At 39.3% G+C, this 12,094-nt stretch carries 11 protein-coding genes; 2 read left to right on the forward strand and 9 right to left on the reverse strand.

Annotated elements, in window-relative coordinates; genetic code table 11:
- Window positions 1–22: 22 nt before the first annotated feature.
- Window positions 23–1,144, reverse strand: coding sequence for an OS_HP2 family (seleno)protein (locus MTBBW1_RS30105; protein ID WP_268815374.1), 1,122 nt, complete (start codon window positions 1,142–1,144; stop codon window positions 23–25).
- 368 nt (window positions 1,145–1,512) lie between these two features.
- Here MTBBW1_RS30105 and MTBBW1_RS23665 point away from each other — a divergent pair, with 368 nt between their 5' ends.
- Both MTBBW1_RS23665 and MTBBW1_RS23670 read left to right on the forward strand, forming a co-directional pair.
- The gene (locus MTBBW1_RS23665) at window positions 1,513–1,749 is read left to right on the forward strand and encodes a hypothetical protein (RefSeq protein ID WP_080808274.1); all 237 of its coding nucleotides are present in this window, start codon (window positions 1,513–1,515) and stop codon (window positions 1,747–1,749) included.
- Window positions 1,750–1,916: 167 nt separating this feature from the next.
- Window positions 1,917–2,498 (forward strand): hypothetical protein, encoded by a 582-nt coding sequence (locus MTBBW1_RS23670; protein WP_080808277.1) that lies wholly within the window; start codon window positions 1,917–1,919, stop codon window positions 2,496–2,498.
- 437 nt (window positions 2,499–2,935) lie between these two features.
- Here the strand turns inward: MTBBW1_RS23670 and MTBBW1_RS23675 are convergent, their stop codons facing one another.
- The 8 genes from MTBBW1_RS23675 to MTBBW1_RS23710 form a co-directional block, all read right to left on the reverse strand.
- Window positions 2,936–3,592: a sulfotransferase domain-containing protein gene (locus tag MTBBW1_RS23675; RefSeq protein ID WP_080808280.1), complete on the reverse strand. Its 657-nt coding sequence runs from the start codon at window positions 3,590–3,592 to the stop codon at window positions 2,936–2,938.
- 20 nt (window positions 3,593–3,612) lie between these two features.
- Window positions 3,613–4,929: a DUF362 domain-containing protein gene (locus MTBBW1_RS23680; RefSeq protein WP_222424154.1), complete on the reverse strand. Its 1,317-nt coding sequence runs from the start codon at window positions 4,927–4,929 to the stop codon at window positions 3,613–3,615.
- The gene (locus MTBBW1_RS23685; protein WP_080808286.1) at window positions 4,904–6,229 is read right to left on the reverse strand and encodes a glycosyltransferase family 9 protein; all 1,326 of its coding nucleotides are present in this window, start codon (window positions 6,227–6,229) and stop codon (window positions 4,904–4,906) included. Before MTBBW1_RS23685 ends, MTBBW1_RS23680 begins: the two co-directional genes overlap by 26 nt.
- A 192-nt stretch (window positions 6,230–6,421) precedes the next feature.
- Window positions 6,422–7,528: a radical SAM/SPASM domain-containing protein gene (locus MTBBW1_RS23690; RefSeq protein ID WP_080808289.1), complete on the reverse strand. Its 1,107-nt coding sequence runs from the start codon at window positions 7,526–7,528 to the stop codon at window positions 6,422–6,424.
- Window positions 7,512–8,615, reverse strand: coding sequence for a DegT/DnrJ/EryC1/StrS family aminotransferase (locus tag MTBBW1_RS23695; protein WP_186441675.1), 1,104 nt, complete (start codon window positions 8,613–8,615; stop codon window positions 7,512–7,514). The genes MTBBW1_RS23690 and MTBBW1_RS23695 overlap by 17 nt, the downstream gene beginning before the upstream one ends.
- A 34-nt stretch (window positions 8,616–8,649) precedes the next feature.
- Window positions 8,650–9,474: a hypothetical protein gene (locus MTBBW1_RS23700; protein ID WP_080808296.1), complete on the reverse strand. Its 825-nt coding sequence runs from the start codon at window positions 9,472–9,474 to the stop codon at window positions 8,650–8,652.
- Between the two features lie 85 nt (window positions 9,475–9,559).
- The gene (locus MTBBW1_RS23705; RefSeq protein ID WP_080808300.1) at window positions 9,560–10,477 is read right to left on the reverse strand and encodes a lysophospholipid acyltransferase family protein; all 918 of its coding nucleotides are present in this window, start codon (window positions 10,475–10,477) and stop codon (window positions 9,560–9,562) included.
- On the reverse strand, window positions 10,474–11,982 hold the full coding sequence (locus MTBBW1_RS23710) for a flippase (protein WP_186441676.1): 1,509 nt from the start codon (window positions 11,980–11,982) through the stop codon (window positions 10,474–10,476). The genes MTBBW1_RS23705 and MTBBW1_RS23710 overlap by 4 nt, the downstream gene beginning before the upstream one ends.
- Window positions 11,983–12,094 lie beyond the last annotated feature (112 nt).

Below are 12,094 nucleotides of genomic sequence, written 5' to 3' on the forward strand. Positions count from 1 at the left end.
TTTGTCTGAAGCATGAAGATCATCACTCAGCAGGTTTTTCTTCTTTTGCCTTTTTCTCCTGGGCCTGCTTTATCAGCTCTTCAAATTTTTTCTTCAACTCAGCAGCCTTTTCTGGATCCTGAACCGGCTTTGAACCAGGCTCAGGAGGAGAAGATGCGGAGTTGCTATCTCCTGCAGCTCTCTGCTGCTGAATCTGCTGAATCAGCTCAACAAAGCCAGCATTGCCTTTACCTCCACTGTTTCCTGAATTGCCGCCATTATTTGCAGCTCCATCAATATTTTTTCCGGAAGATTTGCCATCATTGCCAGGAGCAGGTTTATTGGGATCAACAAGTCTTGCCATGACATTAATCTTTATCTCCGGCTGAATTTTGCTGTCTGTCTCAATAACCATCACATCATAGTATGCTCCGGCATCCTTTTTGGTATTTTCAATGGAGATCTGATAATTTTTTACACCATTATCTCCGGCTTTTTCGGAAAGTTCATATTTTATAAACTCTCCTCTTTGTGCCTTTATACCCTTGATGGAAAAAGAGTATTCTGGCTCAGGCACTATTGTTATTGTCTCTTTAAGAGGCTCCCCTGCATTTCCGTTGAGTCGTACAACCCTTGGAGTTATTGCTGCGAAAACTGCAACAGGGCCGCCTATCTTTAGTGATGACTGTGGTGTTACAGGGTCATCTGTCATAACAGTTATTGTTTTGCCAAGATTGCGTCCGCCATATCCTCTTGTATTTACTTTAATTGTGATCTTTCCCTCTTCACCTGGAGGGATTTCTCTTGAATAAGAGACGGTTGTGCACCCTCAACCGGTTTTTACCTTCTGTATGTGAAGGGGCGCTGTTCCCTTGTTAATCACAACAAAGTCATGGGTTATCTCCACCCCCTCAACAACCTTTTCAAAGGTGTAACCAGAATCCGGAAAAAAGACAACAGGTGCCTGAGTCTGCTCCTTATCCACTTGATTATTTTCAGTTTCTGCCTGAGAACTATTCTTTACTGCCTTTCCTGTATCTTTTTTTACTGAAGCTTCTTTTGGCGCTTCTTCCTTTGCTTTTTCAGTCTCGGTTGCATGACCGTAAGACAGAAAAAGAAGGGATAGAGCCAGACAAAAAATAGCTGTTCTAAATAGATTTGACATATTTTTTATTCCTTACCTTAAGTTTGATAGTGTCGTAAAAAGTCCAACAGAGGAAAACATCTATTAATAATTTAAGTGTTTTACAGTTCCAAAAGACTTAAGCTGGGCTTTTAACAGGTTAATCAGATTTAACTTTTTCATGATTAAATGATTTTCATACCCCTATTTTTTAAATGAAAAATCTGGAAAGAAAGAGTGCCATAAGCTATACTGAAAGTCAAATCATTGATGAATTTAAAAGCACACCCAACCGCAATTTTACAAAATAAATTAACGTTTTTGAAAAACAAAGCATAAGGAGTATTTTCGCGGTCAGCTGACTTCTAACCATGATCGTTAAGACAGACTTTTAAACCAGGGAGGTGACAATGTATAAAACAGTAATAACCATTATCATTACAGCTTTTCTCACAACTGTAATAATTACGGGATGCACAGCAATAATTCGTCCAGATCTGCCAAGGCCACACCCTCCAGTCCCAAATGGACCGCCACCACCACATCCTCCTCCGCCACCACATGCCGATGTCTGGGTTCCTGGTCACTACAACCATCACGGTGTCTGGATACCAGGCCACTGGGAAAGGCGGCCACGAATCAACTGATTCATACTTTGAAAGTGTGTCTTTTTACAAAGGACTTACTTCTACTTTGTTAAGTTGCAACTTTAGTGTTATTTTTGTAGGGCAGACACACAGGTCTTGCCCCTAACATTTGAATAACAATTTTTGAAGAAAACAAATTATAATTACTCAATACGGAGATTTGATCAATGCCTAAAAATGCAATCACAACACTATTTATAACAATAAGTATTCTCATCTCATCTCTATTTTTTTCTTTGAATGCATGGTCAATGGATGTGGGAATAGCCCGTGGCGGTGCCCCTCCCGTGCCTGGTACTGCTGCATTTTATAGCTTATGGAAGGATGGAGCCGGCTGGCATCTTCGATGGGGAACGCATGGAATACATCACGATTTTTTCGGAAGAATATGGACACCTGAGGGAATGGTACATCTTGGCAGAAAAGTAAACACAGAACCCAATGACTCCATATATCCTGAAAACAGAGGTATAAATTTCAATGCCACTGTAAAAAACGGAGATGATGGCTTTGACTTTCAGTGGGATGGGCCTGCTCTATGGCTGGATCTCAAGATAAACGGCAATCATTTAAGACAATCTGTTTTTATAGGGCCAGGCTCTGTTCACCCTGACAGTATGCCTTTTGTTCTAACCAGAGACAGGCAGGGGCCGCCCCCACCACCTGCAGGGCCACCTCCTCCTGTAAAAAGATGGGTTCCTGGCCATTACAATCCAATGGGACACTGGATTCCGGGGCACTGGGAGTAGTGAGAAAACAAGACAAAGGTTAACATTTGTAAAAATTCCCGTGTATCTTAGATATTTACTCAAAGTCGACAACTATTATCTTATAACGGCCATGGCAGATTCATCTGCCACAACGAAGCATGAAAGTCCTCATGAGTCTTAAAATACGGGGACTTTCTTATAAAAGCCTTGTCAACACTGCCTGAATCAGGATTCCCAAGATTAACAAAGATAAGGCAGGATTATCTATCCTGAGCATCTTATCCATCCTGGTTATCCTGATTCAGACAACTGCAATAACTTCTGAAAAAGCAACAAGATGTCTATTTTGAGTATTTAGATTTCCAGACAAATAACTTTCTTGTAAAGTCACAAAGAACCGTCCCCTATCATAAACACCTAAAAACCTACCATAAAAACCTAAAAATATATTAATATGGAGTGCAATATAAACAACACTATGAATCACATCTCTGGCGATAAAGAGCACTATCTAAAACATCAACCATTTTGGATTCATCCATTGCATTATTAATAAACCTGTTGATATTTGTTATATTTTTCAAAGGTTCTTTTAATATATCGTTATAGCTTACATTAATGAACTCAATATTTGATTGATTATCAAGCCACTTTTCAATCTCTCCGAGATGATTAAAAAATTTTACAGAAAGCTCTTTATCAGAGATATGGTTTCCATTTTTACCTTTTCTGAGAAGCATTTTTGATTGCGATAAAAGTATCTCATCCATGTTTCTGTGCATGAAAATCACTTTATAGGAATACCTTGATGGCAGATTGTACAGAAGCATGGAGATAATTTTAACAGCCTTGCCTTTTGCTTCATACAGCCACTCATTATCCCTTTCAAGGGACTTTATCCTCTCCAGCTCATAATATCCATTTGGGTTATCTTCATCCGGAACTCTTTTATTATCAATAAATGGTTCAATCCCTCCTGCTTCAAGCATTCTCATCATCATTGATGTTCCGGAGCGTGGAAGCCCTGAGACAACGACAATATCCTTATTGATGTTTTTGCCCCTGTTTACAGTTTTTATAAAATTGCTCTTGCTCCCATGTAAAGAGTTTAAAGATTTTCTTAAAATTCCCATAACAACACCATTTAGATGACTTAATAAAGCTCTGCTGTCAATTTGCCATACTGCTTTACCTGTTCACTGAAAAATCCCATCTCACCTGTAAATTTTACAGCCTGCAGAGGACATGCAGAGTAGCAGTACATGCATTTAATGCATCTCTCTTTCATTTCCGGATCTCCTGGAAGATCAAGATTTAATGGGCAGAGAGCCTTGCATATACCGCACTCGTTACAGATGCTATGATCAATTGCAAGTTCCCTGCAAAGCATCTCCTCTGACTTAAAAACATCCTGCCTCAAATTTGTAAGAAACAAAAACTTTCCAAACCACTCTGTGGATGCAAGGTAGCTGAAAAAAGGTGTATTGCGGATTTTGAGAAAAAACTTCTGCCTTTCCGGACTGTGAATAAAAGCTGCAAGAGGGCCTGCCTTTGGAGGAGCAAATTTTTTGCTGTCACAGGAAAGATCAAGTGAATCCACAAAATCAAAATAGTCTTTGGTTACAATCTCTTTTTTAACAGCAAGAGAAAGTGTTCTCACCTTTTTAAAATCAAACATTGTCATACGGGCAGATAAAAGATCAATCAGATAGGGGTCTGTTCCTATTAAAATTCTGTCCATACGAACTGGAGTTCCTTTTGTAGGGCCAAGCCCTTCCATTGCCACAAGAGCATCTACAATATGAAGATGCGGCTTTATAAAATTGTTAAGCCTTAAAATATTTTCAGGCAGATTATCATGTATCTTCTTTTTATTCTCTTGCCCAACAAGGCACCCCATGAGGTTTTTCAGGCACACTGACATCCCGTTTTCAAAATGAGTCTTAAGCTTGGGCAGATTTATAAGAAGCTGTGCATCCATGACATCCCCTGCCACATGCGCCTTTACTCCCCTGTCCAGAACAATCTTACGAAGATCACCTGATCTGTTGAGATCTTTTACCTTGACGCCATAATATTGAGCAAGCCTGTCAACACCAAGCCTTGAAATAACGCTTATATTGTTTCTGTAAAATCCGCTGTTGGTGCCATCTCCTATCACTATATTGGTGTACCCTTCATCTTTTAAAAACAGCACAAGAGATGCCAGAATCCTCAGATCAGTTGTATTTCCTGTAAGGGCATTCATATTGGAGTTTAAATTTGGTTTCAGCAATATCAGGGCATCTTTGTCACAAGGTAAAATATCCCTGTAAGCATCAAGGGCATCCGCAAGTTTTTTTCTGATATCCTGAACAGTTATGCACTGGATCATATTAAATCTGAACGTCATATTGTATTCCCTGTCTCTCTCTCCAATAACCTGTTCATATTTTTTTTGGGGACTACAAACTCCTGTTTTCAATGGCATTTACTGTGGCATCAAATACCTGCTCAATTGTAATTTCTCTCATGCATCTTCTGTCATGCATGCAGATATGAACATTAAGCCCGCATGGACTGCATGGAACCCCTGCTGACACAGGATAGTTTTTTCTGCCTCCTGGGCCTGTAACATGTGCTGAAGTGGGGCCATGCATGTGGACAGTGGGGATTTTCAATGCACCTGAAATATCCGAAGGGCAGGAATCCATACCCACAATAACATTACATCTTGCAATAACAGATGCGGCCTTGAGCAGGGAAAGGGTTGTGTCATAAATAATTTTTTCTTTATGGTTTATGGCGTTATATATAAGGTCAAGTGTTGACCTGTCACTTTCGGTTCCAATAAGCCATACCCTTATATCCTTGTAGTGATCAATCAAAGTGTCGGCAAGTCCTGCAAAATATTCCGGCGGCCAATTACGAAACATGTTAAGACAAACCGGATGGAAGCCTGCAAGCAGCTCTTCCTTCTTTATCCTGTGCTTTGAAAAAAATTCATCTGCATACTCACCTGCCTCTGACGGCAAAAAAAGTTCAGTATCTATGCGGTCAGAAATATCAATACCCAGGGGAACTGCGGCCTTAAGCGCCCTTACAATAAGGGGTTCGTCGCAAAACCAAGTGATTTTTCCAGAAGCTTTAAGTCCCCTAACTTCAGAAGATTTAAGCCTCCCCACTTCAGAAGATTTAAGCCTCCCCACTTCAGAAGATTTAAGCCTCCCCGCTTCAGAAGATTCAAGCTTCCTCGCTTCAGAAGATTTAAGCCTCCCCGCTTCAGAAGATTTAAGTCCCCTCACTTCAACCGGTTGATCGTGGTAGTTTGTGGGAAGAAAACAGAAATCATTGATATAACCAGTAATAACTTTTGCACCGCAAACAGCAGCAATCATATTGTTACGCACACTGGGGCTGAAACTTACCACAAGGTCATATTTTTTTTTACGATAATGAATTGAAGTACGGAAAAGTTGCAGATAGGAAGTGATATTGTCAACTCCCAGTACACTGTCAAGGTTTGGATTAAATCTCACCATATCAATGGATTTATTCTGAACAAGCATATCAATTATTGCCCGTGGGAATCGCTTTCTTATCTGGCGTATGGCAGGAGATGCAATGATTGTGTCACCAATATCCTGAACCTCCACAAGCAGTATTGTGTGTATCTTCTCCAGGGGAAAATCTTTTTTTCCTGAATTGAAAACAAGGTCAAGGAATCTGACCATTCTGAAATATAAGTACCTGAAGAGGGTCCTTGCAAAGAGACTTATCTGACTTCTCATAGTAAAACACCTGTTTTTTAAACTGTCTGAACCACGATTAACAGGATAAGGCAGGATTATCTATCTTGAACATCTTGTTTATCCTGATTCAGACAAATTCAGTAAATGGAAAAAAGCAATAAGATGTCGATTTTGAGTATATAAGTGAAAAAAGTGTAAATCGACAAATGAAATTACTTGTTTTTCAATATATTAAAGAAAACTGTAAAACGGTGTCGGGTTTTTCATATCCCATAAAAATTCATTCAAAGGAGAATTTCTGCATATATGGCCACATGGATTGTTGTGTACATACTCCAGCACTTCAGCTCTTCTTTTACTGTGCCATATATCCATGAGATTGCTGCTGTTAAGATCTCCAAGAAGATAGTTTAGGTTGCCCTTTTTATCAACGCAGTACCACACACGGCCATCTGCCTCAACATATGGAGAAAACGTTGTAAGGCACGGCAGCGAAGCCTTTTGTCTCAGGTCAATCCCATCAATATAATTTTGGAACTGATCAAACCGCACATTGATCATAAAACCATTGTCCTGAAGATTATTGACAACCGCCTGAACCCTTTCAAGCCATCCGGCCATTATTTGTTTACTATCCTTTAAGTCGGGATAATAATAATCAAACGGAATTGTGGGCTTGATCTGCTGGTAATCTACTCCTGCTGATTTTGAAAGTTCAACACATGATTCAATCTCCATCTCGTTTTCAGGGCAGATAACCATCTGTGTTCCTATGGAGATTCTTGAGTCTCTCTCATTTTTCAGGGCAACAAGCCTTTTAATTCCTTCAACTGTTTTATTAAGGTCAGCCACACCATGAACCTTTTTCCTTACAGCCTCTGATGATGCATCAAGGCTTACCCTGACCCAGGTCACGGTTTCAACTATTATCCTGCATATATCATCTGACAGTCTGCTGCCGTTGGTATTGAGGCCAATAAAAATACCTGCTCTGTTCAACTGTTCAAGAAAATCTATAAAATCAGGGTGAAGGGTCTGCTCACCGCTTCCTGAAACAACCACTGATCTTACATCCATTTCCGAAATACTTGAAACAAACCTTTCTATAACATCTTTTTGGAGATAACTTTTACGGTCAATCTCCTTGGGTTTTATGGAGCACCAGCAGCAGTTATGATTGCAGTTTGATGTAAGACCTATCTCAATGGAGATGGGATAGATATCTTTGTTCATATACCAGTCATAAAGTTTTGGGATATGGCTGTATATTTTAAATGGATTGGCAGACCAGTATGTTCTGAATTTTTTATGGGGATTGCATTTATTGCTGCTCGACATGAGTTAACACCCTGGATATTACGTAGTTTATTTTTTCTTCAGATATTCCGGAAAAGACAGGAAGGGATAGGATCTCCCGGGCAGCATCTTCTGCCTCAGGAAGCTCACAATAAGTATTTGGCGGTTTCTTTTCAATCCACGGCTTTTGGCGATGAATAGGCACAGGATACTGTACCTCTGTCACAATACCATCCTCTGCAAGTTTATCCTTCAGAATGTCTCGATTTTTAACCCTTATAACATAAAGATGATAAACATGTTTGCCCCCGCTGATCACCTTTTGAATCTTGATCTTAGGATGTTCCTCAAATGCATTGTTGTACATGGATGCATTTTTGATACGCATATCATTCCATTGATCAAGCATTTTCAATTTTTCCAGAAGAAAAGCGGCATTAAATTCACTCATCCTGTAGTTAAAGCCCATCATGATATGATCATGCTTTGTTTTCTGTCCTACATCATGAAGGATTCTCATCTTTTCTGCAAGCTCTGCATCATCTGTGAGAACCATTCCGCCATCGCTCAGGCCTCCCATGTTTTTTGTCTGAAAAAAGCTGAAGCAGGATACAAGGCCAAGGGAGCCTGTTTTTCTGCCATCAAGATCTCCGCCATGGGCATGGGCAGCATCTTCAATCACCGGAATGCCAAGTTTTTCGTATGCCCCCATATCAACGGGATTTCCATACATGTGGACAGCCATTACAGCTTTTGTATTGCTGGTTACCCGCTCTTCAACGCTTTTTAAATCCATGTTAAGTGTCTCAGGATCAATATCGGCAAAACTTACAGATGCACCTGTATAGTGAGCAGCAAGAGCTGTTGCTGCAAATGTGTTGGTGGGACAGATCACTTCATGCCCGTAGCGAAGCCCCATTCCGGCAGTGGCAAGATGCAGGGCAGCAAGGCCGGAACTGCATGCCACAGCATATTTTCTGCCACAGTAATCTGCAAAGGCTGACTCCAGCTTTCTTACAAATCTGCCGTTAATAAAAAATCCGGAATCGTAAATCTCATTGAAATGAGAAAAGACCTTTTCCTTGATAAACGGGTGCATCTCATCAAATAGAACAAAAGGGACTTTCACAATATTCTCCATCTATTTTTCATTTTCACTCTTATTAAAGTAATGCCAACCCACGCATTATTTCGGCAAATTCAGCATTTTTTTCAGCAAACTGTCTCAATGCCTGAAGCTGCCTTCTCAAAAGAGAACCATCTGAATGATCGAGATCAAGATCATCATGCACTTTTCGCTCCAGGAGGTTGAGCTGATCAACTACAGGCTTAACCATTGTTCGACGATCCCAGGCAATATATGCAAAAAGAGCAACAATCAAAGTGACAAGAGAAGCAAAAAAAACAAGCATCGTGTTATAGGAATCATCCAATCTACGGTTAAGAGCTTCGTTGCTTGACTTCATCTCATCTCTCAAATCGGATATCCTTGCAGAAAGGGCTTCATTGTTTGATCTCATCTCATCTCTCAAGTCGGATATCCTTGCAGAAAGGGCTTCATTGCTTGATTTCATCTCATCTCTCAAGTCGGATATTCTTGATGATAGAGCTTCATTGATTGATTTCAACTCGGATCTAAGGGCATCATTGCTTGATTTCATCTCGGATCTCAGAGCATCATTACTTGATTTCATCTCGGATCTAAGGTCATCATTGCTTGATTTCATCTCTGATCTAAGAGCATCATTGCTTGATTTCATCTCTGATCTAAGAGCATCATTGCTTGATTTCATCTCGGATCTAAGGGCATCATTGCTTAATTTTATTTCGGCTCTAAGGGCTTCCTGACCTGCCTCTAATCTTACAAGCTTTTCGGTAATCTCACGATCAGAAATTCGAGGTGCAGTTTCCACTGCAAAGGTTATGAACGGAAACAAACAATTAACAAACACAAGTATCATAAAGTTTAAAAATTTAAAATTCTTCATGGGTAATCCTCACATTAACAATCTGATAATATCAAAATATTGGAGTTTACCTGCCCAATTTTCAATTTATCAAAAATATTAATATTTACTCAATTAACAGCCCCTGTTCAAACTCCTCCCAGAACTCCCACATGGAGGGTTCAAGGTAAACATATTTTTCAAGTATCCTGATATATTTCCTTAATGCATCATCTGTTTCAAGTTCGGCATCAATTGGAGATTCAATTATTATCTTGTGCCGATGCTTGTTCCTCATGGCAAATACAGGGAGCAACGCTGCTTTTGTAAATTTTGCCATTCCCACACTTCCTGCAGGAAAAAGCATTGTTCTTCCTAAGAACGGAAAAGATTTATATCCTTTGCTCATATGTTCTTTAATGCCAATGCCATCTCCTGCTATCAAAAGTATCTCATTCCTTTTCAACGCCTTTACTGCCGACATCAGAGAACCCTTAGATGAAATAAATCTGACCGGAATTTTATCTTCAATCTGCAATCTGTATTTCTGAGATACATTTTTCTGAACCCATGACAGCTCTTCGCTCTCCATGTGGTAATTTAACTGAATCAAAGGATAACCAAGCAGGCCAAATGCCACCTGAAGAATCTGCTTTGCTCCAAAATGCCCTGTCAGCATGATTACACCATTACCCTTTTTAAGAGCAGAGTCAAGATACTCAATGCCCTTCAGCTCGACATTTTCAGAGAAATTCTTTTTATTTATTTGGGGATACTTGATCAGCTCCATAACATTTCTGCTGTGATTCTGAAGGCTTTGAAGAACAATCATGCTGGCTTTATCTTTACTGTACCCAAGTGTCTGCATTATATTTTTCTTCATCTTTTCAACACAGCTTCTTCCGGAAATATAGTAGTCAAGGATACCCAAAAATGTTCCAAAGGTATAAACAGCCCGAAAACTCATCATGTTGATACACCATCTAACCGGAAACCAAAAAACAAGACGCCCCACATCCTTTATTATGTTTTTATGTGCAATCATAATTTTTTTTTCAAATCCCCCAGCTCTTCATCTGTAAATGCCTGAAGCAGAAAAAGTATTGTAAAATATATTACACTGCAAATTAGGATAAGGATTACACCATTGATTTCATCCAGCCCCAAAAACAGTATTGCAGCAAAAACACCTGAAGCAAAAAGCGGTTTTATTACAATCCTATGCACTGGTATAACTCCAAGATCTCTTGACACAAAATAAAAATTGGAACAGACAAGAACAGCATAAGAGAGCAACGTTGCCCAGCATGCTCCTTGATAACCGTATCTCCATACAAGCACAAAACCAATAGATGAACTTGCTGCAAGACACAGGGCATTGCTTATCATCAGAAGATTCTGTTTTTTCATGGATGTTAAAACAAAATCAAACAAAATATTTACAAAAAGAAGATTAATTGACCATATTAGTATCTTCAGGGCAACCGTTGCCCTGACAAAATCCAAACCAAAAGCCAGAATAATAAACTGTTCTGCAAAGGCTGTGACAAAAAGACTTACAGGCAGTGTAAAAACAAATATATATTTTAATATCCTGCAGTTGACACTACTCAAAAGAGTTAATGAGTGACAATCCATGGCCATGCGTGAAAGTGTAGGAACATATGCCAGAAAAAGAGAACGTGGAATCATTAGGCATGGCTGAATAAGACGCTGGGGAGCCTGAAAAAATGAAACTTCGGCACTATCTCTCAGCAGTTTTAATAAAAAGACAAAAATATTGTTGTACCCCTGGGTCATGAAAGTTGCTATGGCAATGGGAAACGCTTGCCTTACAAGATATATGATTAAGCTTAAATTCAAATGAGATACAGATCTGATCAACCTATTTACGATAACAACGCTGATAATAAATGCAACCAAATTTGCAACTGCAAAAACATAAAACATACAAATGCCGGGCATTTCAAACCAGACAACAGCAATGATCAGAAGGATTATTAAAACTCTTGAAATAATAACATTTATAAGGTCAAATTGTATCTTTTCATATGCTATAAATACAGAACTTGCTGTTTTTGTCATAACTTCAAACAACTGTGCTGCTATGGCTACAAGGAATACAGATTTCGGGAAAATTCCGGCTTCATAAAAAAAATGAGGTACAATAAACAATATTAGACATAATGGAATTCCTACAATGAGATTAACCACAAGCCCTGCGCAAAAAAAATTAAGGGACTGATTCCTGTCAACTGAAATTTCTCTTACAAGTATTGGAAAAACGCCAAAAGTGATCACCGGTGCAAGAATAAAGCATACAGCCCTTATAAAGGCAAATTCACCAAATCCTTCCACTCCAAAAAATCTGGCTGCAAGGATTATAGTAACAAAACCCGCTAAAAGCTCAGAAAGACGTGCAGTAAGTGAAAAAAAGGAGTTTAATAAAATCGTTTTCTTAGATTTAAAATTTCTAAAACGGCCATGACAGATCGCCGTCACAATAGAAGTTAAGTACCAAACTCCTTTTAACTCTCCCTGATTGCTCAATATAGCCAAGCCCCTTCAGTCTCTCTATGATTACTCAATATAACCAAGCCCCTTCTGTCTCTCTATGATTACTCAATATAACCAAGCCCCTTCTGTCTCTCTATGATTACTC

Source organism: Desulfamplus magnetovallimortis, assembly GCF_900170035.1.
Lineage (GTDB): Bacteria > Desulfobacterota > Desulfobacteria > Desulfobacterales > Desulfobacteraceae > Desulfamplus > Desulfamplus magnetovallimortis.